A 25,971-nucleotide genomic window follows, 5' to 3' on the forward strand; every position below is an offset into this window, starting at 1 on the left:
GTCCGGCCAGAACGGTACTTCTTTGAGCGACGGCGCGAACGGTCGGACATGGTCACGCTGGGACTGGTCGTCGCGCAGTTCAACGGGTCCGTCACGGAACCGATGGCGGAGGCGGCACGAGCCGTCGCCGCGGAACGGGACGCCACGATCGAACACGAGGTTCCCGTTCCGGGCGCCTACGACGCGCCGCTCGCGTCCGACCGTCTCGCGCGACGCGACGACGTCGACGCGGTCGTCGTCGTGGGGGCGATCGTCACCGGCGACACCGACCACGACCGCGTGATCGGCTCGGCGGCCGCCGAGCAGCTGACGGCGGTGAGTCTCGACCGGGACACCCCGGTGACCTTCGGCGTCAGCGGGCCCGGAATGTCGGGCGCGGAAGCCCGCGAACGGGTCGAAAAGGGCGCCGACGCGACCCACGCGGCGATCGACCTGGTCGAGGATCTGCCCGACCCCGAGCCGTAACGCCGATCGCCAGCCAACACGGTCGGCGTCCGTGTGACCGTCGACCGCCAACCAACCGCCGGCCGACTGCCGACCACCGATCGACCGCCGGCCGCCAATCAACCGCGCCAGCACCGAGATCGATACCGAGACGACGCCGACACCACACCGACACAGACCGAGACAACAGATGACCGACGACTTCACCGACCGTATCCAGCGAGTAGAACCGAGCGCGACCCTGGCCATCTCCAACCTCGCCGCCGAGAAGGAGGCGGAGGGTGCCGACATCGTCGACCTCTCCGTGGGCGAGCCCGACTTCGACACGCCGGAGAACATCGTCGCCGCCGGTACCGAGGCCCTCGAGGCGGGCCACACCGGCTACACCTCCTCGAACGGGGTTCCCGAACTGAAGGACGCGATCGCCGAGAAGCTTCGCGGCGACGGCATCGAGGCGTCCGCCGACGAGGTGATCGTCACGCCGGGCGCGAAGCAGGCCCTCTACGAGACCGTCCAGACGCTGGTCGAGGACGGCGACGAGGTCGTGCTCCTCGATCCGGCCTGGGTCTCCTACGAGGCGATGGTCAAACTCGCCGGCGGCGACCTCGAGCGGATCGACCTGGCGCCACACGACTTCCAGCTTGAGCCCGCACTCGAGGACCTGGCGGCGGCGATCTCGGACGACACCGAGCTCCTGATCGTCAACTCCCCCTCGAACCCGACCGGCGCGGTCTACGCCGACGCCGCCCTCGAGGGCGTCCGCGACCTCGCCGTCGAACACGACGTGACCGTCGTTTCCGATGAGATCTACGAGCGCATCACCTACGGCGTCGAGCCGACCTCGCTTGCGACCCTCGAGGGAATGGCCGACCGGACGGTCACGATCAACGGCTTCTCGAAGGCGTTCTCGATGACCGGCTGGCGGCTCGGCTACCTCCACGCGACCGAGGAGTTCGTCTCACAGGCGGGCAAACTCCACTCCCATTCGGTGTCGTGTGCGACGAACTTCGTCCAGCGGGCCGGGATCGAGGCGTTCGCGAACACCGACGAGGCGGTCGTGGAGATGCGGGACGCGTTCTGCTCCCGGCGCGACCTGCTCGTCGACCTGTTCGCCGATCACGGCGTCGACGTCGCCGTCCCCGACGGCGCCTTCTATATGATGCTTCCCGTCGCCGAGGACGACCAGGCGTGGTGTGAAGACGCCATCGAGCAGGCGCACGTCGCCTGCGTTCCGGGATCGGCGTTTAACGCGCCCGGCTACGCGCGGATCTCCTACGCCGCGAGCGAGGAGCGGCTCCGCGAGGCGGTCGACCGGCTGGCCGAGAACGACTTGCTGTAGCGGCTACTGCGTGTGCGTCGGCGACCGCCGCCGTCCGTCGACGCACCGACCGCTATCCCTTTGAGGGCGGGGTCGTATGCGGAACGTATGAGCGATGAGCGGGAAGTACTCGACGTACTGACCACGAACGCCCGCGAGAGCACCGCCGACATCGCAGCCCAGACCGGCCTGGATGAGGCCGCCGTCGAGGAGGCGATCGCGTCACTCGAGCGGCGCGGCGTCGTCCACGGCTACCAGGCGGTCGTCGACTGGGACCGCGTCGAGGAGGAGCGCGTGCGCGCGATCGTCGAACTCAACGTCGAACTCGACCGGGAGACGGGCTACGAGGAGATCGCCGACCGGATCGCGAAGTTCCCCGCGGTCGAGGCGTTACACCTCGTGTCGGGCGATTACGACTTCGCGGCCGAGGTCGCCGGCGCCTCGATGCAGGACGTCTCCGGGTTCGTCTCCGAGCAGGTCGCGCCGATCCCCGAGATCACCCAGACGGTGACCCACTACGTGATGGAGACCTACAAGGACGGCGGCGTCCGGTTCGGCGATCGGGACGAGGACGACCGGCTTTCCGTCTCGCCATGAAGCTCTCCGAGCGTGTCACCGATCTCCCCGAATCGGGGATTCGGGAGTTCTTCGAACTGGCGGAGGCCCGCGACGACGTCATCTCGCTTGGCGTCGGGGAGCCGGACTTCTCGGCCCCCTGGGCGGCCCGTACCGCGGCGATCGACTCCCTGGAGCGCGGGCAGACCTCCTACACCTCGAACCGGGGGATCCGCGAGCTTCGGGAGGCGATCGCCGACCACCATCACCGCTACGATCAGTCCTACGACCCCGGTGAGGAGATCCTGGTTACCACCGGCGCGAGCGAGGCGGTCGATCTGGCGCTGCGCGCGCTCGTCGATCCCGGTGACGTCGTCGCGATCCACGAGCCGACCTACATCTCCTACGGCCCCGGCGTGGAGCTCGCCGGCGGCGAGCCGCTGTCGGTGCCCACGCGCGCCGCGGACGACTTCGCGTTGACCCGGGAACGGCTCGAGGCTGCCGACGCGGGGAGCGCCGACACGCTGGTGTTGTGTTACCCGAACAACCCGACCGGCGCGGTGATGACCGCGGATCAGCTCGCCGAGGTCGCGGCGTTCTGTCGCGAGCACGACGTCCAGGTGATCGCCGACGAGATCTACGCGGCGCTCACCTACGGCCGGGACCACGCGTCGATCGCGACCCAGCCGGGAATGCGCGAGCGGACGGTCGTGGTCAACGGCTTCTCGAAGGCGTACGCGATGACCGGTCTGCGGCTCGGCTACGCGCTCGGTCCCGCCGAGGCGATCGACGCGATGAACCGGATCCACCAGTACACGATGTTGTCCGCGCCGACGACGGCCCAGTACGCGGCGCTCGAAGGGTTGCGATCGTGTGACGAGGAGGTCGCGGACATGGTGAGCGAGTACGATCGCCGCCGGCGGTTCGTCCATTCGCGGTTCCGGGAGATGGGGCTTGACTGCTTCGAGCCCCGGGGGGCCTTCTACGCGTTCCCCGACTGCGGCGGCGACGACGAGCGGTTCGCCGAGGAGTTGCTGGAGTCGCAGGGCGTGGCGGTCGTTCCCGGCTCGGTCTTCGGAGCCGGCGGCGAGGGACACCTCCGCGTCTCCTACGCGACGAGCATGCGCGAGCTGAAGCGGGCGACCGACCGGATCGAGACGTTCCTCGCCGAGCGCCGGCAGACGCCCTAGCGACAGTCGCCCGTTCCGATTCGTTTTCTACACCCACACAAACATAACACTCGATACGATCGATCGGGATATATTTTCCAACCCATCGGAAATACCGAATTCATTGCGAAGAGTTATCACGAACGAACCACCACGAGAGGGTATGGACTTCGAACTCACCGACGAGCAGAAACAGCTGCGCGAGGAGGTTCGACGCTTCGCCGACAACGAGATCCGGCCGATCGCGAGCGAACACGATCGGGAGGAGTCATATCCGTACGAGGTGATCGAGAAGGCGGCCGAGATGGGGCTGATCGCGCCCCACATCCCGGTCGAGTACGGCGGCGTCGGCTACTCGGCGCTCGAGAACGCGATCATCACCGAGGAACTGTTCGCCGTCGACCCGGGGATCGGGCTGTGCATCTCCGGGGCGGGATTCGGGGCAGAGGCGATTATGGAGTTCGGAACCGAGGAGCAACGGGAGGAGGTCCTGCCGGCGGTCGCCAGCGGGGAGTCGCTGATGGGGTCGGCGATCAGCGAACCGCAAGCCGGCTCCGACGTCACGTCGATCGCGACGCGGGCCGAGAAGGACGGCGACGAGTGGGTGATAAACGGGTCGAAGATGTGGATCACCAACGGGACGGTCGGCGACTACTTCGTCGTCCTGTGTGAGACCGACCCGGAGATCGAGGACCGCTATTCGGGCTATTCACAGATCCTCGTCGAGGCCGACCGCGACGGCTTCGAGGCCGAGAAGATCACCGGCAAGATGGGGGTCCGCGCGAGCGATACGGCGGAAGTCTATCTCGATGACGTCCGAGTCCCCGAGGAGAACCTGATCGGCCAGCGCGGGATGGGCTTTCTCCAGCTGATGCAGTTCTTCGATGAAACCCGGACCGCCGTCGCCGCCCAGGGCGTCGGGATCGCGAAGGGCGCGACAGAGCGCGCACTCGAGTACGCACAGGAGCGCGAGCAGTACGATCGCCCGATCAGTGACTTCCAGGCGATCCAACACAAGCTCGCCGAGATGCGCACCAACGCCGAGGCGGCGCGCTGGCTCACCTATCGGTCCGCGTGGGCGGTCGATGCGGACCCCGATGGGGCCACCGCGCTCGCCTCGATGGCCAAGGAGTTCGCCTCCCGGATCGCGGTCGACGCCGCCGACGAGGCCGTCCAGATCCACGGCGGCGCCGGCTACGTCGACGACCACGACGTCGAGCGACTCTACCGCGACGCGAAGATCACCCAGATCTACGAGGGGACCACGGAGATCCAGAAGAACATCATCGCCCGGGAGCTGCTCGGCGACGGGATCGAGCCGTGAACCGGCTCGGCCTGCTCCGTTTGCTCCACCTGCACCGCCCGTAGACGCCGCAACTCCCTGACGACTTATTGGACGCCCATCTCGGTGAGCCGTTCGGGGAGATAGGTGTCGGTGACGAAGTCCAGCCCGCGGCTCGCCAGCGCCTGCTGTTCGGACTTCTTGCCGATGTCGAGCTGCAGTTCGATCTGCTCCTCCCAGTAGTCGGTCTGGAAACGGGGGTCCTCGAGCTCCGACTCGAGGGCGTTCACGTCCGAGTCCGAGAGAGGATCACTTGGCAGGTCGTACTCGACGATGTCCGTCGGCCGAATGCCGACGAACCGTGCGTCCGGCGTGGCGAGGTACTCCGAGAGGTGTGCGGACTTGATCGAGCCGTACGCCACCGACCCGAAGATGCGGTAGGACCACGGGTCGCCGTCGGTGAAGACGACCACCGGGAGGTCGAGCTCGTCGTTGAGCCGCCGGGTGATCCGCCGGGTCGCTCGCGCGGGCTGGCCCTTGAGGTGGACCACGAGACAGTTGTAGTCGTCGTCGAAGCCGTTCTCGACGAGCCGGTCGCGCATCCCGCCGGTCTCGACACAGAGGACGAAGTCGATGTCGTGGTCGAGGAACTCGATCATGTCCGGGTTGTTGGGGATCTGGTAGCCCCCCTCGCCGACGTCCTCCTGACAGTGGATCTCGCGTTCGCCGCGGCGGGTCTGCTCGCGGAGCCGGAGCGGCCCCATCAGGGTCGCACCCGACTCCTCCGGGCGCATGTGGAAGTCCTCGCGGGTGACCCCGGAGACGATCTCCAGGTCCTCAACGAGGTCGTTCGACTCGTCCTGGCTCGTGAACTGCGCCTCGTCGTTGTCCCACGACTCCGAGAGGTAGTACAGCTCACGCAGGGTCGAGGAGCGCCCCTCCTCGAGCTGGTCCGCGAGGAACTCGATCGTGTAGACTGCCTTCAGCAGCTTCCGGGCGCCACGCACGGAGTTCGCGCTCCGCGTCGACGTCCGGTCGCCGTAGGTCCAGACGCCGCTTTCGGGATCGTACTCGATGTTGCTTTTCGTTCGCGTCGGCAGGGTCATCTCCGGGATCTGCCCGCCCGCGAACTGGTCGTAGAACTCCGCCGCCAGGTCGATGAGCTGTGCTCGTGCGTCCGCGTCGTTTGCTGCCATTAGGCGTTCACCGTGAGTTTCTCCGCTTCGACGCCGTCGACGCTCACGTCGAAGTCGGCATCGTCAGCCACCGTATACGTCACCGTTGCCTCCTTGCCGGCCGGGACGTCGGGGCGCCACTGCAGGAACCACTCGCCGTCCATATCCACGACCGTCCCGTCGGAGGGATCGGTCGGTTCGGCCGAGACGATGTCCGTGATCTCGAGGGACTCGTTCGTGTCCGAGTGGTTCTCCACCCGGAGCGTAACCGAGACCTCCTCGTCACCGTCGATCTCGCGTTCGACGCTAACGTTGTTCATAATGCGTGCGAGCGCGCCGTCGATGTCGGGACGCTGGCGGCCGGTCACCTCCGCGACCTTGTCGGCCATCTCCGGGAGGATGCGCCCGAGGACGTCCTGCTTCTCGCGGCGCTTCTGCATCGAGCGCCGCTTGTTGAGGAACGACTTCAGCTCGCGGGCCGCCTCGCGGATGGCGAGTTCGATCTCGTCTTCGATCTCCGGGATGTTCGCGAGCGCGTCCTTCGACTCGCTCGTGAACGGAACGTTCGTCGAGGCGACGTGGACCATGATCACCGCGGGCCCGCTGGGCAGTCCGCTGCCGCCGGGTTGGTCGAGCCCGTAGTTGCGCCAGCCGATCGACTTGACGACGTCCGTCGTCGCGCAGGCGCCGCGCTGGTAGACGAGCGGAACCCGGTTCGCGAAGCGCATCACCTCGACGCTGCCGTCGGCGGGGATCTCGCCGCCGTAGGCGATCCCCGCCTCGACGATGAAGGGGTCGCCGCCGTGGACCTCCGCGTCCCGCGTCGCGGCCGCGTAGAAGTCCGCGTCGAACTCCTTGCGAAGCCCCGCCTCGACGAGCTCGTCGGTGATCGGCGCCAGGCAGTCGGTCGGGGGCGCCAGGATGTCCGTCTCGCGCATCGCCTCCAACAGCTCCGCGGCGGCGTCGCGGTTTCCGGCCACCGCGTCCACGTTCGGCGGGTCGTCGGGGACGGTCTCCATCAACGACCAGAGCGCGTCGGCGACGTTCTCCCGAGCCGTCTCGCCGAAGCTGACGTCCCGTTGGTCGATGACGAAGCTCGCGGCGTCGGCGATCTCGCGCTCCAGGTCCGCGCGTGTGAACCGGAACCGATCGTCTCCCCCGTTCGCGAGGCGACGCGCGAGCGCCTCCGCGACCGCGCGAACGGTCGCGTCGTCCTTACGCGTGCTTGTCGCGTCCTCGATGACCGCGTGAAGGTCGTCGGTGAGGTGGTCTCGCGTCTCGTCGTCAGCCGCGTCCTCGGCGTCGCCGTAGGCGGTGATCTCGGTCCAGGCGGCCGCGATCGCGTTCGCGCGGACCGTCTCTCCGAACGTCTTGCCGGTGTCGGTGGCGACCTCCTCGGCGATCGTCTCGACGATCCCGACCAGCTCGGCGTGGGTGATCCGGGTATGGTTGCCGACCGTCTCCGCGACCCGGCTGGCGAAGGTATCGGTAGCGGCGGCCCCCTTGTTGGAAACGGCGTCCGCGACCGCCGCCTCGAGGTCGGCGTCCTCGTGGGCGGCCGGCGGGCGCCAGGCGATCTCCCGGCCGAAATGCCGGTCGCGAAAGTTCGAGACCAGGGAGTCGGCCGTCTTCTTCCCGACGCGGGTGAACTCCCCCTGGAGGAACCCGGAGATCGAGTAGGAATCGGTCGCCTCAAGCATCTTGATGAGCGTCCCCAGCTCGACGCCGTGGGGATGTGGCCGGATCTCCGAGGTTTCGGCCGGCAGCTGGTCGGTCGCACGCTCGAACTTCAGCGGCTCGTCGAGGCCGGGCTCGCGGAGCTCGATCCGGGCGTGAGGGTTGACGACCGCCGTGTGTTTGATGTAGTCGTGGAGCTGCGACCGGGCGCGCATGTTCGCCTCCATCTCGAGTTCGATGCGCGTCCCGTGTGGGCGGTCCCAGCTCGTCTCCTCGTCGGCTTTGATCTCCGGCTCGTTCGTGTCGGTGTCGATTATCAGCTCGAAGTACTGGGCCTCCGGCTGCCCCTTCGGCCGGGAGGTGATCCTCGCCGGTTGTCCGGAAGTGAGCTGAGAGTACAGTACAGCCGCTGAGATCCCGATCCCCTGTTGACCGCGATTCTGCTCACGGGTGTGAAAACGACTCCCATACAATAGCTTCCCGAAGACCTTCGGAAGCTGTTCTTTCGTGATCCCGGGCCCGTTGTCCTCGATCACCAGGCGATAGTAGTCGCCGACCTCGGTGATCTCGACGTAGATGTCCGGGAGCACCCCGGCCTCCTCGGTCGCGTCGAGGGCGTTGTCGACGGCCTCCTTCACCGCCGTCACAAGCCCGCGAGCACCCGAGTCGAACCCGAGCATATGTTTGTTCTTCTCGAAGAACTCGGCGATGGAGATCTCGCGTTGGCCCGCGGCCAACTCCTCGGCGATCCCCTCCTCCTCGCCGAGCGTTGACTGGATGGACGTCATTCGGTGGGAAGGTCTTACCCAGTCGGGGTTAAAACCCCTCCGGCGGCGAGGTGAAAGTGGAATCCGGCGATCGAGACGCTTCACGACCGGAATAGCGGTTCCAATGGTGGCCGATATCTCCGGCGCACGACACGCCCGAGAGCGTCACACCGCCAGCAACTCGTCGACGACTACGAGCAGGGCGAACCCGACGAGGAACGCGGCGGTGGCCGCATCGGCATACCCGTGACCGTGTGAGGAGGGGATCATCTCCCGGAAGACGACGGCCATCATCGCGCCGGCCGCGAACCCGGCTGCAACCGGGAAGATGCCCGTCGCGAACGAGACGAGGAAGAAGCCGACGACTGCAGCGGAAACCTGCGGGAGCAGTCCCGAAAGCGTCGTGTAGACGAGCACGCGGCCGTTCGAGATCCCGGTTTCACCGACCGGGACCGCGAAGGCGAACCCGTCGGGGACGTTCTGGAGGCCGATGACGATCGCCAACAGGAGCGCGACGTCATCGAGCCCGGAGGCGAACGCGACGCCCATCGCCAGCCCCTCGGGAGCGTTGTGGAGGACGATCGCGGTGCCGATGAGAAGCGCCCGCCGGATCCGGGAGTCGGCGTCGTCGATGGCGTCGAGCCCGGACCCACCGGCGTCATCACCCTCGACATCGACCACGGTCCCATCACCGTCGTCGAGCCCACCCTCCCGCCGCCAGCCCAGATACCGCGCGTGGACGTGTGGGACCGCCTTGTTGCCGCCAAGCAGGAGAAAACCGCCGAGGAAGACGCCGGACATCACCGCAAGGAGCGACCCCTGGTCCATCCCGGGCAGGATGAGCCCGAAGACGCTCGCGGCGATCATAATGCCGGCAGCGAGCCCCAAAGCGGCGTCGTAAACCCGATGGGACACGCGAGCCCGGAAGAACACTGGAATCGCGCCGACGCCGGTGATCGCGCCGGCGATCGTCGCCACGACGAACATCGTCGCGAACTCGTTCATACGACGTCATCGGCCAGCACCGACAAATAGGTCCGGGCGGGATGGTCGGAAAACTGACCACCAACGGGCTCGTTCACGCGCCCGCGCGTGAGAGGCTTTATGAGTGGTGGTGCACTAGCCACCACAACTCCAATGTCAGAGGAAAACGAGTACGGCGCCGGGCAGATCCAGGTCCTCGAAGGGCTCCAGGCCGTCCGGAAGCGTCCGGCGATGTACATCGGGTCGACCGACGGTCGAGGGTTACACCACCTCGTCTACGAGGTGGTCGACAACTCGATCGACGAGGCCCTCGCCGGCCACTGTTCGGAGATCGAGGTCACGATCCACGACGACGGGTCGGTGGGCGTCCACGACGACGGCCGCGGCATTCCGGTCGACACCCACGAACAGTACGACCGGCCGGCCCTCGAGGTCATCATGACGGTCCTCCACGCGGGCGGGAAGTTCGACTCGAAATCCTACCAGGTCTCGGGCGGGCTCCACGGCGTCGGCGTGAGCGTCGTCAACGCGCTCTCGGAGCGCCTCGAGGTCGAGGTCAAACGCGACGGCGGCGTCTACCGCCACCGGTTCGATCATGGCGAGCCCGTCGAGGGCGCCTTCGAACGCGTTCGCGGGATGGATCCCGACGAGGAGACGGGGACGACCATTCGGTTCTGGCCCGACGAGGAGATCTTCGAGACGACCGACTTCGAGTACGGCACGCTCGCGAACCGACTGCGCGAGCTCGCCTTCCTCAACTCCGGGGTCGCGATCACGCTGACCGACGATCGACCCGCGGAGACGGAACGGGAGACGTTCCAGTACGAGGGCGGCATCCGCGAGTTCGTCGAGTACCTCAACGAGACCCGATCGCCGATCCACTCGGACGTCATCTATCTCACCGACGAGGCGGACGACATCCACGTCGAGATCGCGATGCAGGCCACCGAGGAGCTACAGGGATCGGTCCACGCGTTCGCGAACAACATCAACACTCGCGAGGGCGGCACCCACCTCACCGGATTCAAAACCGCCCTGACCAGGACCGTCAACGACTACGCCAACGAACACGACCTGATCGGCGACCTGGAGGGGAACCTCAAGGGAGAGGACGTCCGTGAGGGCCTCACCGCGGTCATCTCGGTGAAACATCCCGATCCGCAGTTCGAGGGTCAGACGAAGACCAAACTCGGCAACTCGGAGGTCCGCGGGATCGTCGAGTCGGCGGTCCACGAGCGTCTCGGCACCTACTTCGAGGAGCACCCGGACACCGCCCGGAAGGTCGTCCACAAGGCCGCCGAGGCCGCCCGAGCGCGAAAGGCGGCGAAGAAGGCCGAGGAGCTGACGCGCCGGAAGTCGGCGCTTGAGTCGTCGACCCTCCCCGGCAAGCTCGCCGACTGTCAGACCCGCGATCCGGCGGAGGCCGAGCTGTTCGTGGTAGAAGGCGACAGCGCCGGGGGAAGCGCCAAACAGGGCCGCAACCGCGAGAACCAGGCGATCCTCCCCCTGAAGGGAAAGATCCTCAACGTCGAGAAACACCGGCTCGACCGCATCCTTGAGAACGACGAGATCCGCGCGCTGATCACGGCGATCGGCGCGGGGATCGGCGAGGAGTTCGATATCGACGACGTCCGGTACAACAAGATCATCCTGCTCGTCGACGCCGACGTCGACGGCGCACACATTCGGACCCTCCTGTTGACGCTTTTGTACCGGCACATGAAGCCGCTGATCGAGGCCGGCTACGTGTACGCGGCGCAGCCGCCGCTGTACCGGATCCGAAAGGGATCGGAAACGTACGACGCGATGACCGAGGCGGAGCGCGACCGCATCATCGAGGAGGAGTGCGACGGCGACCCCGACCAGACCCAGCGGTTCAAGGGGCTCGGTGAGATGAACCCTGATCAGCTGTGGAACACGACTATGGATCCCGAAAACCGAATACTGAAACGGATAACCATCGACGACGCGGCCGCCGCCGATCGGATGTTCAACGTCCTGATGGGTGACGCAGTCGAACCGCGCAAGCAGTTCATCAAGGAACACGCGACCGAGGCGGAGTGGGTGGACATCTGATGAGCTCCGACGTACCCGACGTCGACCCCGAGGACGTCCGCGCAGCGCAGGTGACGAACGCCCGCATCGAGGACGAGATGGAGCAGTCGTACATCGACTACGCGATGTCGGTCATCGCGGGGCGCGCGCTCCCGGACGTTCGGGACGGGCTCAAGCCCGTCCACCGGCGCATCCTCTACGCGATGCACGAGGCCGGCGTCACCAGCAGATCCCCACACCGGAAGTCATCGTCCGTGGTCGGCGAGACGATGGGTGACTACCACCCACACGGCGACAGCGCCATCTACGACACGCTCGCCCGGATGGCCCAGGACTTCTCGATGCGATATCCCCTCATCGACGGGCAGGGGAACTTCGGATCCATCGACGGCGATCCGCCGGCCGCGATGCGGTACACCGAGGCCCGGATGGCCCCCATCGCCGAGGAGCTGCTCGCGGACATCGAGCGCGACACGGTCGACTTCCAGCCCAACTACGACGACCGCCTCGAGGAGCCCGCGGTGTTGCCGTCGGCGATCCCGAACCTGCTCGTCAACGGCTCGTCGGGGATCGCCGTCGGGATGTCCACGAACATCCCGCCGCACAACCTCGGCGAGGTGATCGACGCGACGGTCGAGTTGATCGAGACGCCGGACGCGACGGTCGAGGACCTAATGGACCACGTCAAAGGCCCCGACTTCCCCACCGGCGCAAACATCGTCGGGCGAAACGCGGTCCACAAGGCGTACAAGACGGGACGCGGCCGCGTCCGCGTCCGTGCGGAGTTCGAGGTCGACGAGGAGGAGGGACGGATCGTTATCACCGAGCTTCCCTTCCAGCAGAACAAGTCCCGGCTCGTCGAGCGGATCGCCGAGGACGTCACCGAGGGCGCGATCGAGGGGATTCGCGACCTCCGCGACGAATCCGACCGCGACGGGATCCGCGTCGTGATCGATCTCAAACGCGACGCGATGGCGGAGGTCGTGAAGAACCAGCTGTTGGAGAGCCACCTCGAACGGACGTTCGGCGTCATCAACCTCGCCCTCGTCGACGGCGCGCCGCGGGTGCTCGATCTCAAGGAGACGCTCGAACACTACGTCGAACACCGGCGCGACGTCGTTCGACGACGCTCGGAACACGAACTCGAAGAGCGCGAGGACCGCGCACACATTCTCGAAGGCCGGCTGAAGGCGCTCGAAAACGTCGACAGCGTCGTCGAGACCATTCAGGACTCCGCGGATCGCGACGCCGCGAAGGCGGCACTGGAGGCCGACTACGAGTTCTCGGAGGCGCAGGCAGAACACATCGTCCGGATGCAGCTCGGGTCGCTTACCTCGATGGAGACCCAGGAGATCGAATCCGAGTACGCGGACGTCACCGCCCGGATCGAGCGGCTGGAGACCATCCTCGGTGACCCCGACGAGCTGGATCAGGTCATCGTCGACGAGCTGGAGGCGATCAAAGACGAGTACGACGACGAGCGCCGAACCAGCTTCATCGAGGACTCCGGATCGGTCACCCACGAGGACCTCATCCCCGAGGAGGAGTGCGTGGTCGTGATGTCCGAGGACGACTACATCAAGCGGATGTCGCTTGAGGCGTTCCGGGCGCAAAACCGCGGCGGGAAGGGGATCATCGGGACGGACCTCAAGGAGGGTGACAGCGTCTCCTCGGTGTTCATCGCGAACTCCCACGATTACCTGCTTGCGATCACCAACCGGGGACAGATCTACCAGCTGAAGACCTACGAGATCCCCGAGATGTCCCGGACGGCCCGCGGGAAGTCGGCCGTCAACCTCCTCGATCTCGACGACGGCGAGGAGATCCAGGCGGTCGTCGACTGCGACCGCGTCGGCGAGGACGTCGACGAGGAGCGATACCTGACGATGGTCACGCGTGACGGCTACATCAAGCGGACGTCCGTCGAGGCCTTCGAGAACATCCGGTCGACGGGGATCCGTGCGATCCGGCTCGAGGACGGCGACGAGCTCGTCGACGTCGAGGAAACCGACGGTGACGCCGACCTCGTGATCGGAACCGCCGACGGGATGGCCATCCGGTTCGACGAGGACGAGGTGCGGGCGATGGGTCGCAGCGCTCGCGGCGTCCGTGGGATCGACCTCGAGGCGGGCGACCGGGTCGCCGGACTCGCCGCGGTCGATCCCGACCGGCACAACTGGGTCCTGACCGTCACCGAGAACGGATACGGAAAGCGGTCGGACGTCTCCGAATACCGCGTCCAGTCGCGAAACGGCAAGGGACTCATCGACATCAAGACCGGAAGCCGAAACGGATCCGTCGTCGCGATCGAGGCCGTGACCCACGGCGACCACCTCCTCGCGATGAGCGCCGACGGCCAGATAATGCGAACCCGCGTCGAGGACGTCTCGACGGTCGGACGGAACACGATGGGCGTGATCGTGATGGATCTCGAGACGACCGACGAGGTGTCGTGTCTCGACATCGTTCCGGCAGCGATCGCCACGGATGACGGTACGAACGGGACGAGCGATCCGAACGAGACGGAGTCGGAGACGCCCGAGACGGACGCGACGGCGGCCGACGTGACCGAAGCCGGCGTGGCCGGTCCCGACACCGAAGACGAGTAGCGAGCGGTTACAACACCGTTTTGCCGAACGCACTGGCCGCCAGCTCGGTCGCGAGTTCGGCGGTCTCGTTGTGGCTGTCGAGCGTCGGATTCACCTCGACGAGCTCCATCGAGCGAACGCCGGCGTCGGCGACCTGTTCCATCGCGGAGTGGGCTTCCCGATACGTAACCCCGCCGCGGACGGGCGTCCCGACGCCGGGCGCCTCGGTCGGGTCGAGCCAGTCGAGGTCGAGGCTGACGTGCAGTCCGTCGACGCCGTCCGTCGCCGTTTCGATCGCCTCCTCGACGACGGTCGTGATCCCCCGGTCGTCGATGTCCGACATCGTGTAGGCGCTGATTCCCCGGCCAGCGATCAGCTCACGTTCGGCGGGATCGACGCTGCGAAGCCCGACCAAGACGAGGTTCTCCGCACGAAACCGCGGCGCGTGCGCCCAGTCCATCTCGGCGAAGGGACCATATCCCAACGCGGCCGCAAGCGGCATTCCGTGGACGTTCCCCGACGGTGACGTTTCCGGGGTGTTGAGATCGGCGTGGGCGTCGAACCAAATGGCGCCGAGGTCGGCCTCGCGGGCCGCACCCGACAGCGTTCCGATCGCGACGGAGTGGTCTCCCCCGAGTACGAGCGGCGTTTCCCCGGCGGCAAGCGAGTCGGCGACGTCGTCGCCGAGTCGGGTGCAGACCTCGGCGGTTTCCCGAAGGAACTTGGCCGTTCCCGACGGCAGCGTCTCGTGATCGGGATCCCGTTCCTCAGCACGGGGAACGGCGAGATCGCCCCCATCGACCGGTTCGACGCCGGCGCGTGAGAGCTGGTCGGAAAGCCCCGCATACCGGATCGCCGAGGGGCCCATATCGACGCCACGACGGTTGGCGCCGTAGTCGGTCGGTGCGCCGATGATTCGAACGGTGGTCATACGTGGCGATCGACGGCGGACGGCTTGAAGCTGGGGATCACGGATGTGACAACCCCAGCCCGCTCTCGATCGGGACGGATCCCGGCTTCCACCGCCTTTAAGCGGGCTCCGTGAGTACGGATCCGTATGTCATCGATCGAACTGACGTCCAGTCAGAAAACCATCCTGACGGCGCTTATCAATCTCTACCGGGAGGAGGAGGGCGCGGTCAAGGGCGAAACGATCGCGGCGGAAGTCGACCGGAATCCGGGCACGATCCGCAATCAGATGCAGAGCCTCAAAGCCCTCCAGCTCGTCGAGGGCGTCCCCGGTCCGAAGGGCGGGTACAAGCCGACCGCCAACGCCTACGAGGCACTCGACGTCCAGCAGATGGACGAGCCGGCGAACGTCACGCTTCGCTACGAGGGAGAGATCGTTGAGGACGCGAACGTCGACGAGATCGACCTCTCGAGCGTCCACCATCCAGAGCTGTGTCGCGCCGAGATCCACATCCAGGGATCGGTACGCAGGTTCTCGGAGGGCGATTCGGTCACCGTCGGGCCGACCCCGCTGTCGAAGCTCGTGATCGAGGGAACCGTCGACGGCAAGGACGACACCTCGAACGTACTCATCCTCCGGATCGACGACATGCGCGCGCCGATCGAGGAGCCAGATCACTAACGGTTCGATTCCCCGGTCTACATGTCGCCGAAGGCGCTCACGGCGCGTCCCGGCGAGGAGATCTTCCCGATCCAGCGGCTCGCGATCGCCTTCTTGAGCATCTTCGCTGCCGGCCCGCCGAAGGTGTTGATCGGAATTCCTGTGACGTCGTGGGCGACGGCCGAGTCGCCGACGGAGATGACGGTCCCCTTGTCCTCGTGTCGCCAGGTCTTCAGCGGCGCACCGCGGGCGGCACGCGCGAGGTTCTCACCGGCGACCTCCGCGGCCTGCCAGGCCGCCTGTGCGGTCGGGGGCGCGACGTCGTCGCCACCCTGGCTGACGAGCGCGGTGTCGCCGATGGCGAACACGCGGTCGTCGCTCGTGGTGAAGTCGGATTCGGCGACGACACGGTTCGAGCGGTCGTCCGTCTCGACGTCGACGCCCTCCAGTTCCGGCTGGCCAGTGATGCCGCCGGTCCAGATGAGAACGTCGTAGGACAGCTCCTCGGGGTCCTCGTCCTCGCCGCCGCCCAGATACACCGACTCGTCGTCGGCCTTCGAGATGAAGTCACCGGTGAGGATCTCCACGTCCGCGTTCTCGAGCCGCTTTCGGAGGGCACCCTGTACTTCCGGATCGTTTCCGGGGAAGACCTCGTCGAGCCCCTCGATGAGCGACACGTCGATCGGCGCGCGGTGTTTCTCACGATACTCGGCGATCTCGCCGGCAGTCTGGATGCCCGAGAGCCCGGCACCGCCGACGAGCACCTGTGCGGGATCGGACTGGGTCGCCTCCGCGGCGGCCTCCCGAACCTCTCGGTGGATCTCGTGGGCGTCCTCGAGGCCCTTGAGCTGGTGGGCGTGTTCCTTCAGGCCGTCGATGCCGAAGAACGCGGTCGTCGAGCCGATCGCAAGCAGTAGATAGTCGTACTCCAGGCTGGTCCCGTCGTCGGTTTCGATCGTCCGGTCGTCGACGTCGACGTCGGTCACGCGCCCCTGCACGAACTCCGTGGCGGGGGATTTGATCTCTTCGACGGGAACCGTGACCTTCGATTCGATCGACGGGTCACGGATCACGCGGTGGACCTCGTGTAACACGAGATGGTAATCGTGCTCGGAGACCCAGGTGAGTTCGGCCTCACCGGCATCGATCTCGTCCTCGAACGCCTTCACCGCGCCGGCGCCGGCGTACCCGGAGCCGACGACGACAACTTGCGTACTCATACCGGAGCATCCTCAGTCAGCGGATAAAGTCGCTTTGGAACGTTCCTGTCGGTGAAATCGTGGTGCAAGGGTCGAGGCACGGACGGATCCGTCTCACTCGATCGAGAGGCCCGGATGCCAGCGGTCGGCGTCCGATGCCGCGACGCGATCGTCCATCGCCGCCAGCAGTTTGACGGCGAGCGTCGCGGTCTCGGCGGCGCGATCGTCGCCGGTCGTCCGAAACTCCCCCGACGTCCGGTCGGCGTACACCGAACAGACCGCGCCCGCACGAAGCCCGTAGACGTTCGCGAGCGTGAGGATCGCGCTCGCCTCCATCTCGACGTTCAACACGTTTACCTCGCGCAACTCCTCGAGGAGGGTTTCGGAGCCCGCAGCCTCGAACCCACCGAATCCCGGCCGCCCCTGGCCGGCATAAAACGAATCGGCACTCATCGTCACGCCGACGTGATACTCGTAATCGAGCCGTTCGGCGGCCGCGATCAGCGCAGTGACGACCTCGTGGCTCGCCGTCGCGGGATAATCCGAGCGAACGTACTCGTCGCTGGTCCCCTCCTGGCGAACGGCTCCAGAGGTGATCACGAGATCGCCGACGTCGGTCTCGGGCTGGATGCCGCCACAGGATCCGACGCGGATGACCGTCCCGACCCCGACCCGCGCAAGCTCCTCAACCGCGATCGCCGCCGACGGCGAGCCGATCCCAGTCGAACACGCCGAGATCGGGACGTCGTCGACACGACCAGTCACGGTCCGGTACTCGCGGTGTCGCGCGACCTCGGTCGAGGCGTCCCACTGGTCCGTGATCGTCCCGAGGCGGTCGGGGTCACCGGGCAACAACGTCGCGTCGGCGACGTCATCGGGGCCGACCTCGAGGTGGTACTGCGTCTCGTCGTTCGGGTCCTCGCTATCGCCCGTCATAGTCGCGATTCGGGGAGCAACCCCATAGTGGTTCGCGTGCGGCACCGTGGCCGTGACTGATCGCGATCGCCGCCCGTACCTTCTTTAGGCGGGGACGAAAACGTCAGGTATGGTCGAAGCATTCGTTCGGCTCCACTGTCCCGAGTGCGCGAAGGATTGGGAAGCCTCGCCAAGCGATCTCCCCGACCTGCGCACGAACTACAGCTGTGGGGATTGTCACGCGACGCGACGGCTCACGGAATTTATGCGGACTGAACGCGACCTCGAGGCCGTCAAGCAGTTCCAGTGACTTCCAGCGGACGGACCCGTCCAAACGAGATGCCGCATCGCCTCCTGGCTGCCGTCACTCGCCGGTCGGCGACCGCGCACCGCAGGCGTCACAGGCGATGCAGGTCGTTCCCTCCTCGGTAACGAGTCGCGTGTCCGGAAGTCCACACTCCGGACAGACGACGAACGCCTCGGCATAGTCGTCGAGCGCCGCCGCGATCCGATCGGTTCGGAAACCGCCGGTGAGGCGGGCCCGCCCACGATCGTCGATCCCCGCACTGGTGCCGAGCTCTCCCTGAAGGAACTGGAGCACGTGGTCCGGATCGCGGTCAACTCGGTCGGCGATGTCCTGGAAGTTTTCCACCACGGTCGCGTGCCCCTCCGACCGCACCTCCGGATCTGGGACCTCGAACCGCCCGTCCTCACCTTGGATGTCGGACGTCTCCTCGATGGCTCGGTCGAGTTGGTCGTCGTACCCCATATCGAACCGTTACGATCGGATCGGGTTAAATTCCGTGGCCCGCAAGCGACTATTCGTGAGAATCCCGCAGGTAGGAGCCGTCTATTCGGGTTCGTGTGTTAACGGTGATCAAGATAATACTATATGCCCTCGGTCGCTAGAAACGGGTGCCTATGAAGAAACAGGAACTCATTCACCTGCACGGCCTTCTTTCGGAAGTACGAAAACAGTGCGAGCACTGGGACGAGGACCTCGAACTCGAGGAGTACGAAACGATGGGTGTCAAACCGACATCGATCCACAAATCGAAGACCGATCACAAAGCGGCTGTTTTCAAACTCGCGACGGGCATCACGGCGCCGATGGGCGAATCCGAATCCGAAGCGCTGGCCCCGACTGCTGACTGAACGTCACCTCTCGCCTCCATACCCAACGCCACACAGTGGCAACGCTCGGCGGGTCCGGGTCCGCACGTGTCGTCCCGGCGTCGCGGAACTCCCCTATCGATCGTCGAACATCGATCGTCCTGCCTCGATCGCCGAACACCGATCGCCCCGTCTCGATCGACGTTGGGGATCACCACCTCTCGATGGGTCACCCAACGCGATCGCTGAACGACAGCCACCCAGTCAGAGACGTCCGTTGATCGGCGAGTCGCAGCCGACGGTGAATCGCTACTCTGGATCCTCAACCATCTCTTCGAACTCGGGGAGGAGATCCGAGTCGTTCTCGACGGTGCCTGATCCCTCATCGTTCCCGTCGGTGGCGGTCCCGGAGTCTTCCGTCGTGTCCGAATCAGGGATCTCCGCAACGGTTAACACCTTCAGCGGAATGTTCCGCAACCGCTGTCCGATCTCCTTGCGGGCGATCCGCGAGGCGTGTTCCTCACGATCGACGTTGAACACGGTCATCTCGAGCTCGAGCGCCACGAGCGCTTCGTCGGCCGCGATAAAGGCCGGCGGGAGTTCCTCGCCGCCGGGTGTGGTCCAGGTCCCCATCTCGATCTCGACGTAGTTGAGGTCGGGATTCAACATCTCCCCGGTCTTCGAGATGGCGATCCGTACCGCTTCGTCGACCGTTTCGACGTCGTATACGGGAACCGCGGCCTCAACGACGACTCGACAGTCCATCGTGAGATCACCTAACGCACCAAGGGGTATGAAGGTTCGGCCGGGTCACCGACCGAATTCACGGAGTCCACCCGGCAAGATCACTCACCGTCCGACCGGAGGTAATGAAACACGTAGGTTTGAGCGTATCCGGCGAACTCCCCGCCGAACCGGCCGCGGATCGCCCGCGAGGTCTCAGCGTAGGACCCACGGTCACACTCGGGAAACCGATCGGCGATGACCGACCGGATCCACGTATCAAGCGGCACCGCCTCGAGGTGGTCCAACGCGAACAAACACACGCAATCGGCGACCTTTTCGCCGACGCCGACGAACTGGGTCAGGAACTCGCGCGCGGGTTCGTACGCGAGCGCGGCCGCCTCGGACGGGTGTGCGTCCCCGTCGGCAACCATTCGTGCAGTCCGTTCGACGTACGGGGCTCGATATCCCAACGCGAGGTCCCGAAGCCCCTCCTCGGACGCCGCCGCGAGCTGGGTCGGCGTCGGGAACGCGTCGATCGTCTCCTCCCCAAACGTGACCGTCTCACCGTATGTCTCCGCAAGCCGGCGCTGCATCCCGTGGATTCGCGAGACGCGCATCTGTGCGGAACAGATGAACGAGATTAGACAGGAAAACGGCGGATCGCGAACCAGACGCATCCCCGGATACGCGTCGACCGATCGGTCCACGATCGAGAGATCGGGAATGGCCGCCAGTATCGCGTCGAGGTCGTCATCGAGCCGCAGGAGATGCGTCAGAACCGGGACCGCATCGGCGGTGGCCGCCCACTCCAGGGCCCCGTCGTCGACGCCGCCCACCTGTCGGACGCGAACGGCGATCCGCTCATCCGACACGCCGTCGATGGGCGGGACGACCGTCCGGTACCAGTGGTTGCCGCCGTGTGCCCCGAGTTGGTCATACATCGATCCGTCCGCCCGGTCCCAGAGGTAACTCTGCCCGCTTTCGAGCGTCGACTGAAGGTCAAAGGGGCCGGCCACGTCCGCAAGATCGATCGCGCCACGCTCCAGCGACCGCTCGCCGACCGAGCTCGCCGCCGTCGATCCAGTATGCGCGCCCGACTCGGGGGGTTCCGATCCCATCACGTTCGGGGTGGGGGCGGCACCGTATTCGCGTTTCGATACGACCCGTCTGTGCCGGCCAGCCCTTTTGGTCGTCCGGTCCGAACCGACCGTATGCCGACCTACCGCCGCCGGACTCGCGTTGCCGCACCGCTTGCGGACGTGTGGGCGTTCCACTCACGGGCCGACGGTCTGCAACGGCTCACTCCCGACTGGATACACCTCCGTGTCGAGGGCATCGATCGCCCCGATGACGCCGCAGCCGCCACCGAACCACGACCGATCGACGACGACACGGCGACCGAGCTCGTCGCGGGTACCGAGCTTCGGCTCTCGGTCAACCCGTTCGGAATCGGTCCGCGACAGCGTTTCGTCTCGCGGATCCGGGACCGCCACGCCGGGGACGGACGCGCGTACTTCGTGGACGATATGTCCGCCGGACCGCTTCCCGAATGGGTACATACACACCTGTTCTTCGCGGACGGTGACGACACGATCCTCGTCGACGACGTCCACTACCGACTGCCGGGCGGCGCGGTGGCTGCGCGGTTCGCACCGATAAGTGGGTGTGGCCTCGAGATGGCGTTTCGTGATCGCCACCGGCGAACCAAGCGGCACTGGAGTGACTGCCGTGTCAGTGGTGGTCTGCGGGGAATCCGTACTGTACCATATCGGTCCCGTCCCGGTCCACTCCCGACGACCCAACGACTGAAGCCCACGGCCGGTGAAGAACCGATATGACCATCGACGTCGTCGACCTCGACCACGTCGCACTGCGCGTCAGCGACCTTGATGCCGCCCTGGCGTTCTACCGTGATCTACTCGGGCTTGACGTTCGGGACCGCGACCGATACGCGGCCGGCGAGGTGCCATACGTCGCCCTCGTGGCCGGCGGCCGTCACCTCCATCTGGTTCCGAGCGAGGGGCCGATCGACGTCGGCGGCGACCACGTCTGTCTGTTGGTGCGTTCGAGCGGCGTCGACACGAGATCCGAACTCGAGGCGCTGCTCGATCGGATCGCCGACGCCGGCTACACGGTCGAACCCGACGAACCGCGGAAACGCTACGGCGCCTACGGGCGCGACTGGGCCGCATACGTCCGTGATCCGGATGGCCGTCGTGTCGAACTCAAACTCCACTAACGATCCCGACTGCCGGCGGAGCCTCACACCACCCCGTGTCCGACCGCAGTCGGTATCCCTTTGTCACCATCCGGCGTGGTCCCGTTATGAGCGGTGACACCTTCGCCGTCGGCATCCACGTGACCGACGCCGAGTTTCAGTTCGTCGTCCGCGTCCCGTCGTCGATCGATTCCGGCTGGTCGGACCCCAATGCCTTCCAGTCGCTCGTCGAACGGCACGTCTGGGACCGACTCGACCGGACCGCCGTCCTGGAGACGATCGATCGAACCGCCGATGTCGGAGAGACCGTCTCCTTGGGCACGATCACGCTCGACCCCGATGGCACCGTCGTCGACGCGTCGCTGCGCGATCCCACGTCGGACTAACTCGCTGACGCCGGGACTGAAGCCGGATCGAGACCGTCGGCTCACTAACCACACCCTCCCCGATTCTCCCGCCTCCCGACTGATCACACAGTCGTAACTCCCCAACAACCACACGACTCCTCCCAACACCCCTTACCGACCGCTAAAAAAAACCGACCCGCACCCTCCATCCGAATACCGCCCTCAATATGAATGACTGAATATGAATATGAATGGGCAGGCGGCGAACCACCACTCCCAGAGGGTCTCCCACTCCAGTACTCGGTGATACGCGGGCAGGCTTCACTTCCGTGTTCGGAATGGGTACGGGTCTTTCACTGCCGCTCTGGCCGCCTTCATGCTGACTCCCGGACTCGAACCGGAACGACGCCGACGCGTCGACTCCCGTGTCAGTGGTCCGCCGCGCTCTCGCGAACGCGCCGACCGAATATACGTGCGATCCAAGTACCGCCTGAACTCAGCGCCCGACCGTGGACGCGTATGACTGTGGCTCGGTCTGTTAGTGCTCGTGGGCTTAACACCTCGTTGCCTTGGTGCGTACACCCCGAGTCTATCTACCTCCTCTTCTAGGAGGGACCTCTACGGTACCTCGTTTCCATGTGGGTTTCGAGCTTAGATGCGTTCAGCTCTTACCCCGTGTCGCGTGGCTACCCGGCATCTGCTCTCTCGAACAACCGGTACACCAGTGGCGACCAGTCGTAGTTCCTCTCGTACTATACGACCGTTCACGTCAGGTACCTCACACCCCCAATAGATAGCAGCCGACCTGTCTCACGACGGTCTAAACCCAGCTCACGACCTCCTTTAATAGGCGAACAACCTCACCCTTGCCCGCTTCTGCACGGGCAGGATGGAGGGAACCGACATCGAGGTAGCAAGCCACCCGGTCGATATGTGCTCTTGCGGGTGACGACTCTGTTATCCCTAAGGTAGCTTTTCTGTCATCTACGGGCCCCATTCCGGAGCCTCGTAGGTTCGCTAGACCACGCTTTCGCGTCAGCGTCACTCGTTGGGAATGACACTGTCAGACCTCCGTGTGCTCTTGCGCTCTTCCCCGGATTCCCGACCCGGGTGAGGAGATCTTCGGGCGCGCTCGATATCTTTTCGAGCGCGTACCGCCCCAGTCAAACTGCCCGGCTACCGGTGTCCTCCGCCAGGAGTGAGAGTCGCAGTCACTACCGGGTAGTATTTCAATGATGGCTGGGTGGCCCGCTAGCGCGGGTACCTCTGTAACGCCTCCTACCTATGCTGCACAGTAGCGACCACGTCTCAGCGACAGCCTGCAGTAAAGCTCTATAGGGTCTTCGCTTCCCCTTGGGGGTCTCCAGACTCCGCACTGGAACGTACAGTTCACCGGGTCCAACGTTGGGACAGTGGCGCTCTCGTTTATCCATTCATGCAAGCCGCTACTGAAGCGGCAAGGTACTACGCTACCTTAAGAGGGTCATAGTTACCCCCGCCGTTGACGGGTCCTTCGTCCTCTTGTACGAGGTGTTCAGATACCCGCACTGGGCAGGATTCAGTGACCGTACGAGTCCTTGCGGATTTGCGGTCACCTGTGTTGTTACTAGACAGTCGGAGCGCCCGAGTCACTGCGACCTGCTTTCTCCAAAGCAGGCATCCCTTCTTCCGAAGGTACGGGACTAACTTGCCGAATTCCCTAACGTCGGTTCTCCCGACAGGCCGTGGCTTTCGCTGCCAGAGCACCTGTGTCGGATCTCGGTACGAACATCACGCTCGTCTTTTCACGGACCCCGGATACCATCGAGTTTCCCTATCTCGGGCTTCGCTCGCTTCGTGCCGTGACGGCATCCACGAGCTTCTCCGATTTGACCGGGCGAAGGCCCGGCTCGATGTTTTCCGCGGTGTCGACTTTTACTGCGTGATGGCACTGGAATATTAACCAGTTTCCCGTTGTCCCCGTCGACTTACGGGGGGACTTAGGATCGGCTAACCCTCGGCTGATTGACAGTGCCGAGGAACCCTTGCTCATCAGGCCGTCGAGGTTCTCACCCGACTATCGCTGCTACTGTGACCAGGATTTTCGTTCCCGAACGGTCCACGCGAGTTCTCACCCGTGCTTCCATCCGAACGGGACGCCGACCTACGCGGTCACCCTCTTACGGGTGCGGCAGGGTCTCGGTGGTAGACTTGAGCCCCGATCATTTTGGGCGCCTCAAACCTCGGCCGGTAAGCTGTTACGCTTTTCTTAGCGGGTAGCTGCTTCTAAGCTCACCTCCCGGCTGTTTAGGGCTTGAGACCACCTTCCAATCGCACTTAGTCTACACTTTGGGACCTTAACCCCGCTCTGGGTTGTTCCCCTCACGGTGCACAGGCTTACCCCGCACACCGGACTCTCCAGGTCCACAGCGTATGCAGGTTCGGAGTTCGACAGGATGGCCGACTCCTCTCGGAGGCGGGTCATCCAATCGGTCGCTCTACCCCGCATACTACCTCGCTGAAGGTCATGCTTCGACATGTTTCGGTCGGAACCAGCTGTTGCCAGGCTCGATGGGCCTTTCACCCCTATACGCGAATCACGAGAGGGTATTGTAGGACACCAACTCTAACGGGCCTCCACGTGGCTTTCGCCACGCTTCACCCTGTTCGCGCATAGATCGCCTGGTTTCGGGTCGTATCCGGTTGGCTCCCCGCGCTTGCACACGGTGGCCCTCGCAATGCTGCGGCCGTATCGGTTTCCCTGCGCCTCCCTCGATACTCGAGTTAGACTCGCCAAATCGGATACACTCCCTGGGTCGTTTTTCAAAACGTACGACACGACGTCGGCTCTCTGTGGCTTCTACTGGACGCTCGCGCGTCGCTCGTTACCCACAGAGCCTTCTACGCCCTGTCGCTCTTTCGCCAACTGATTTCAGGCCCTATTGCACCGCCCTTCGTGGGGTGCTTTTCAGCGTTCGCTCACGCTACTTGTTCGCTATCGGTCTCGAGGAGTGTTTAGTCTTCCCAGGGGATGCCTGGGATCTTCACAGAGGATATCCGACCCCTGCTACTCTGGAGCTGACGCACGTCATACTGCCACTTCATACGGGGTTATCACCCTGTCTCACGCTCCGTTCCAGGAGACTTCTGAAGTGGGATCTGACGCTGAGTGTCAGTCCGAAACACCACATTGCCCTGACGGGCTTCGGTTTGGACTGTGTCGCGGTCACTCGCGGTTACTGACGACATCGCTATTGCGTTCTTTTCCGCCCCCTACTGAGATGTTTCAATTCGGGGGGTTCCCCATTGCGCGAAGCAATTGTTGTAGGGATTCCCATTCGGAGATCCTGAGTTCTTTGCCTCCGTGCGGCTCCCTCAGGCTTTTCGCAGCTTGGCACGTCCGTCGTCGGCTCTCGAGCCGAGCCATTCACCAGCTGGCACAGTAGCCAGTTGTTACTATACGTCCACGAACTCGTTCGCCGAGTTCAGTGGGCGTCTGGATCGCACGTATACACGGTCGTCATCGAATCACCCCGGGTGTGAACGGGCGTGTTCGTCGAACCCTTCCTACCCACGGTTTCCCGGGGTAGTGCATCGGTCGTTGCTTCACTCCCGGTTGCGACCGACCCCACTTAAGGGGACGGTTTCAAGCCGGGCGTGGTACATGGACCCGCTGGGATTCGAACCCAGGGCATCCTCCTTGCAAGGGAGGCACTCTCCCACTGAGCTACGGGCCCGCCCACCGTGCGGTGGGCGTGGTGTGTGTCTGTGTGAGCTCGATGGTCCATCGGTGTCCGGCCTGGCGGCGAGGCGGGCGCGGGATCTGCAATACGCTGCAATGAGTGGTGAGCTCGCCCGTGTGGGCGAGTCTCGGTCTGTAGGAGGTGATC

Annotated in this window: 22 protein-coding genes, 1 tRNA gene and 2 rRNA genes; 13 read left to right on the forward strand and 12 right to left on the reverse strand. The window is 65.1% G+C overall.

The genetic code is table 11. The features are described from left to right. Positions 1–48: 48 nt before the first annotated feature. The 5 genes from ribH to BLW38_RS12505 all read left to right on the forward strand — a co-directional run bounded on the left by ribH (position 49) and on the right by BLW38_RS12505 (position 4,810). Positions 49–465 carry a 6,7-dimethyl-8-ribityllumazine synthase gene (ribH, locus tag BLW38_RS12485; RefSeq protein ID WP_092817548.1) on the forward strand — a complete coding sequence of 139 codons (417 nt, stop codon included), beginning with the start codon at positions 49–51 and terminating at the stop codon, positions 463–465. Positions 466–634: 169 nt separating this feature from the next. Beyond that, complete coding sequence (locus BLW38_RS12490; protein ID WP_092817549.1) at positions 635–1,783, forward strand: pyridoxal phosphate-dependent aminotransferase; 1,149 nt, start codon at positions 635–637, stop codon at positions 1,781–1,783. An 87-nt stretch (positions 1,784–1,870) separates the two neighbouring features. Further along, positions 1,871–2,359, forward strand: coding sequence for an Lrp/AsnC family transcriptional regulator (locus BLW38_RS12495; protein WP_092817550.1), 489 nt, complete (start codon positions 1,871–1,873; stop codon positions 2,357–2,359). Further along, on the forward strand, positions 2,356–3,507 hold the full coding sequence (locus BLW38_RS12500; RefSeq protein ID WP_092817551.1) for a pyridoxal phosphate-dependent aminotransferase: 1,152 nt from the start codon (positions 2,356–2,358) through the stop codon (positions 3,505–3,507). The genes BLW38_RS12495 and BLW38_RS12500 overlap by 4 nt, the downstream gene beginning before the upstream one ends. Positions 3,508–3,649: 142 nt before the next feature. Then, positions 3,650–4,810 (forward strand): acyl-CoA dehydrogenase family protein, encoded by a 1,161-nt coding sequence (locus BLW38_RS12505; protein ID WP_092817552.1) that lies wholly within the window; start codon positions 3,650–3,652, stop codon positions 4,808–4,810. Between the two features lie 65 nt (positions 4,811–4,875). Here BLW38_RS12505 and BLW38_RS12510 read toward each other — a convergent pair whose 3' ends face one another. From BLW38_RS12510 to BLW38_RS12520, 3 genes are all read right to left on the reverse strand, one after another. Next, complete coding sequence (locus BLW38_RS12510; RefSeq protein WP_092817553.1) at positions 4,876–5,964, reverse strand: DNA topoisomerase IV subunit A; 1,089 nt, start codon at positions 5,962–5,964, stop codon at positions 4,876–4,878. Then, positions 5,964–8,408 (reverse strand): DNA topoisomerase VI subunit B, encoded by a 2,445-nt coding sequence (locus tag BLW38_RS12515; protein ID WP_092817554.1) that lies wholly within the window; start codon positions 8,406–8,408, stop codon positions 5,964–5,966. The genes BLW38_RS12510 and BLW38_RS12515 overlap by 1 nt, the downstream gene beginning before the upstream one ends. 144 nt (positions 8,409–8,552) lie before the next feature. Further along, positions 8,553–9,392 (reverse strand): ZIP family metal transporter, encoded by an 840-nt coding sequence (locus BLW38_RS12520; protein ID WP_092817555.1) that lies wholly within the window; start codon positions 9,390–9,392, stop codon positions 8,553–8,555. A 132-nt stretch (positions 9,393–9,524) separates the two neighbouring features. On the opposite strand from BLW38_RS12520, the gene gyrB reads away from it, so the two are divergent. After that, complete coding sequence (gene gyrB, locus BLW38_RS12525) at positions 9,525–11,447, forward strand: DNA topoisomerase (ATP-hydrolyzing) subunit B (RefSeq protein WP_092817556.1); 1,923 nt, start codon at positions 9,525–9,527, stop codon at positions 11,445–11,447. Next, positions 11,447–14,035 (forward strand): DNA gyrase subunit A, encoded by a 2,589-nt coding sequence (gene gyrA, locus BLW38_RS12530; RefSeq protein ID WP_092817557.1) that lies wholly within the window; start codon positions 11,447–11,449, stop codon positions 14,033–14,035. Before gyrB ends, gyrA begins: the two co-directional genes overlap by 1 nt. 7 nt (positions 14,036–14,042) lie before the next feature. Here the strand turns inward: gyrA and rocF are convergent, their stop codons facing one another. After that, complete coding sequence (gene rocF / locus BLW38_RS12535; RefSeq protein ID WP_092817558.1) at positions 14,043–14,945, reverse strand: arginase; 903 nt, start codon at positions 14,943–14,945, stop codon at positions 14,043–14,045. Between the two features lie 126 nt (positions 14,946–15,071). On the opposite strand from rocF, the gene BLW38_RS12540 reads away from it, so the two are divergent. Next, complete coding sequence (locus BLW38_RS12540; protein ID WP_092817559.1) at positions 15,072–15,605, forward strand: Rrf2 family transcriptional regulator; 534 nt, start codon at positions 15,072–15,074, stop codon at positions 15,603–15,605. A gap of 17 nt (positions 15,606–15,622) precedes the next feature. On the opposite strand, the gene BLW38_RS12545 is transcribed toward BLW38_RS12540, so the two are convergent. After that, positions 15,623–16,804, reverse strand: a complete 1,182-nt coding sequence (locus BLW38_RS12545) for an NAD(P)/FAD-dependent oxidoreductase (protein WP_092817560.1) — start codon at positions 16,802–16,804, stop codon at positions 15,623–15,625. Positions 16,805–16,897: 93 nt separating this feature from the next. Further along, on the reverse strand, positions 16,898–17,719 hold the full coding sequence (locus BLW38_RS12550) for a nucleoside phosphorylase (RefSeq protein WP_092817561.1): 822 nt from the start codon (positions 17,717–17,719) through the stop codon (positions 16,898–16,900). 109 nt (positions 17,720–17,828) lie between these two features. On the opposite strand from BLW38_RS12550, the gene BLW38_RS12555 reads away from it, so the two are divergent. Then, complete coding sequence (locus tag BLW38_RS12555) at positions 17,829–18,008, forward strand: DUF7836 family putative zinc-binding protein (RefSeq protein ID WP_092817562.1); 180 nt, start codon at positions 17,829–17,831, stop codon at positions 18,006–18,008. A gap of 54 nt (positions 18,009–18,062) precedes the next feature. On the opposite strand, the gene BLW38_RS12560 is transcribed toward BLW38_RS12555, so the two are convergent. Continuing rightward, on the reverse strand, positions 18,063–18,467 hold the full coding sequence (locus BLW38_RS12560) for a translation initiation factor IF-2 subunit beta (RefSeq protein ID WP_092817563.1): 405 nt from the start codon (positions 18,465–18,467) through the stop codon (positions 18,063–18,065). A gap of 152 nt (positions 18,468–18,619) precedes the next feature. Between BLW38_RS12560 and BLW38_RS12565 the strand changes: the two genes are divergently transcribed. Next, positions 18,620–18,853: a UPF0058 family protein gene (locus tag BLW38_RS12565; RefSeq protein WP_092817564.1), complete on the forward strand. Its 234-nt coding sequence runs from the start codon at positions 18,620–18,622 to the stop codon at positions 18,851–18,853. Between the two features lie 267 nt (positions 18,854–19,120). Here BLW38_RS12565 and BLW38_RS12570 read toward each other — a convergent pair whose 3' ends face one another. Together BLW38_RS12570 and BLW38_RS12575 are read right to left on the reverse strand one after the other, a co-directional pair. Next, a complete protein-coding gene (locus BLW38_RS12570) occupies positions 19,121–19,576 on the reverse strand; it encodes a DUF555 domain-containing protein (RefSeq protein WP_092817565.1) in 456 nt (151 codons plus the stop codon). Positions 19,577–19,656: 80 nt separating this feature from the next. Next, complete coding sequence (locus tag BLW38_RS12575; protein ID WP_092817572.1) at positions 19,657–20,583, reverse strand: DNA-3-methyladenine glycosylase family protein; 927 nt, start codon at positions 20,581–20,583, stop codon at positions 19,657–19,659. Positions 20,584–20,748: 165 nt separating this feature from the next. On the opposite strand from BLW38_RS12575, the gene BLW38_RS12580 reads away from it, so the two are divergent. The 3 genes from BLW38_RS12580 (at position 20,749) to BLW38_RS12590 (ending at position 22,141) form a co-directional block, all read left to right on the forward strand. Beyond that, the gene (locus BLW38_RS12580) at positions 20,749–21,375 is read left to right on the forward strand and encodes an SRPBCC family protein (protein WP_245710218.1); all 627 of its coding nucleotides are present in this window, start codon (positions 20,749–20,751) and stop codon (positions 21,373–21,375) included. Continuing rightward, the gene (locus tag BLW38_RS12585) at positions 21,372–21,776 is read left to right on the forward strand and encodes a VOC family protein (protein ID WP_092817566.1); all 405 of its coding nucleotides are present in this window, start codon (positions 21,372–21,374) and stop codon (positions 21,774–21,776) included. The genes BLW38_RS12580 and BLW38_RS12585 overlap by 4 nt, the downstream gene beginning before the upstream one ends. Before the next feature lie 86 nt (positions 21,777–21,862). Beyond that, the gene (locus BLW38_RS12590; protein ID WP_092817567.1) at positions 21,863–22,141 is read left to right on the forward strand and encodes a hypothetical protein; all 279 of its coding nucleotides are present in this window, start codon (positions 21,863–21,865) and stop codon (positions 22,139–22,141) included. Between the two features lie 215 nt (positions 22,142–22,356). Here BLW38_RS12590 and rrf read toward each other — a convergent pair. From rrf to BLW38_RS12605, 3 genes are all read right to left on the reverse strand, one after another. After that, positions 22,357–22,478: ribosomal RNA gene (gene rrf, locus BLW38_RS12595) — 5S ribosomal RNA — on the reverse strand. 142 nt (positions 22,479–22,620) lie between these two features. Further along, positions 22,621–25,536 (reverse strand): 23S ribosomal RNA (locus BLW38_RS12600). A gap of 210 nt (positions 25,537–25,746) precedes the next feature. Continuing rightward, positions 25,747–25,818: transfer RNA gene (locus BLW38_RS12605), tRNA-Ala, on the reverse strand. Positions 25,819–25,971 lie beyond the last annotated feature (153 nt).

It is taken from the genome of Halopenitus malekzadehii (genome assembly GCF_900108505.1).
Lineage (GTDB): Archaea > Halobacteriota > Halobacteria > Halobacteriales > Haloferacaceae > Halopenitus > Halopenitus malekzadehii.

Excerpts from the sequence above, each read along its gene's own strand:
- BLW38_RS12590 (WP_092817567.1), top strand. The coding sequence starts at position 21,863 with ATGAGCGGTGACACCTTCGCCGTCGGCATCCACGTGACCGACGCCGAG.
- BLW38_RS12580 (WP_245710218.1), top strand. The coding sequence starts at position 20,749 with ATGCCGACCTACCGCCGCCGGACTCGCGTTGCCGCACCGCTTGCGGAC.
- ribH (WP_092817548.1), top strand. The coding sequence starts at position 49 with ATGGTCACGCTGGGACTGGTCGTCGCGCAGTTCAACGGGTCCGTCACG.
- BLW38_RS12505 (WP_092817552.1), top strand. The coding sequence starts at position 3,650 with ATGGACTTCGAACTCACCGACGAGCAGAAACAGCTGCGCGAGGAGGTT.
- BLW38_RS12545 (WP_092817560.1), bottom strand. The coding sequence starts at position 16,804 with ATGAGTACGCAAGTTGTCGTCGTCGGCTCCGGGTACGCCGGCGCCGGC.
- BLW38_RS12560 (WP_092817563.1), bottom strand. The coding sequence starts at position 18,467 with ATGGGGTACGACGACCAACTCGACCGAGCCATCGAGGAGACGTCCGAC.
- BLW38_RS12495 (WP_092817550.1), top strand. The coding sequence starts at position 1,871 with ATGAGCGATGAGCGGGAAGTACTCGACGTACTGACCACGAACGCCCGC.
- gyrB (WP_092817556.1), top strand. The coding sequence starts at position 9,525 with ATGTCAGAGGAAAACGAGTACGGCGCCGGGCAGATCCAGGTCCTCGAA.
- BLW38_RS12540 (WP_092817559.1), top strand. The coding sequence starts at position 15,072 with ATGTCATCGATCGAACTGACGTCCAGTCAGAAAACCATCCTGACGGCG.
- BLW38_RS12500 (WP_092817551.1), top strand. The coding sequence starts at position 2,356 with ATGAAGCTCTCCGAGCGTGTCACCGATCTCCCCGAATCGGGGATTCGG.
- BLW38_RS12490 (WP_092817549.1), top strand. The coding sequence starts at position 635 with ATGACCGACGACTTCACCGACCGTATCCAGCGAGTAGAACCGAGCGCG.
- BLW38_RS12515 (WP_092817554.1), bottom strand. The coding sequence starts at position 8,408 with ATGACGTCCATCCAGTCAACGCTCGGCGAGGAGGAGGGGATCGCCGAG.
- BLW38_RS12550 (WP_092817561.1), bottom strand. The coding sequence starts at position 17,719 with ATGACGGGCGATAGCGAGGACCCGAACGACGAGACGCAGTACCACCTC.
- BLW38_RS12555 (WP_092817562.1), top strand. The coding sequence starts at position 17,829 with ATGGTCGAAGCATTCGTTCGGCTCCACTGTCCCGAGTGCGCGAAGGAT.
- BLW38_RS12565 (WP_092817564.1), top strand. The coding sequence starts at position 18,620 with ATGAAGAAACAGGAACTCATTCACCTGCACGGCCTTCTTTCGGAAGTA.
- BLW38_RS12570 (WP_092817565.1), bottom strand. The coding sequence starts at position 19,576 with ATGGACTGTCGAGTCGTCGTTGAGGCCGCGGTTCCCGTATACGACGTC.
- BLW38_RS12520 (WP_092817555.1), bottom strand. The coding sequence starts at position 9,392 with ATGAACGAGTTCGCGACGATGTTCGTCGTGGCGACGATCGCCGGCGCG.
- BLW38_RS12510 (WP_092817553.1), bottom strand. The coding sequence starts at position 5,964 with ATGGCAGCAAACGACGCGGACGCACGAGCACAGCTCATCGACCTGGCG.
- rocF (WP_092817558.1), bottom strand. The coding sequence starts at position 14,945 with ATGACCACCGTTCGAATCATCGGCGCACCGACCGACTACGGCGCCAAC.
- BLW38_RS12585 (WP_092817566.1), top strand. The coding sequence starts at position 21,372 with ATGACCATCGACGTCGTCGACCTCGACCACGTCGCACTGCGCGTCAGC.
- gyrA (WP_092817557.1), top strand. The coding sequence starts at position 11,447 with ATGAGCTCCGACGTACCCGACGTCGACCCCGAGGACGTCCGCGCAGCG.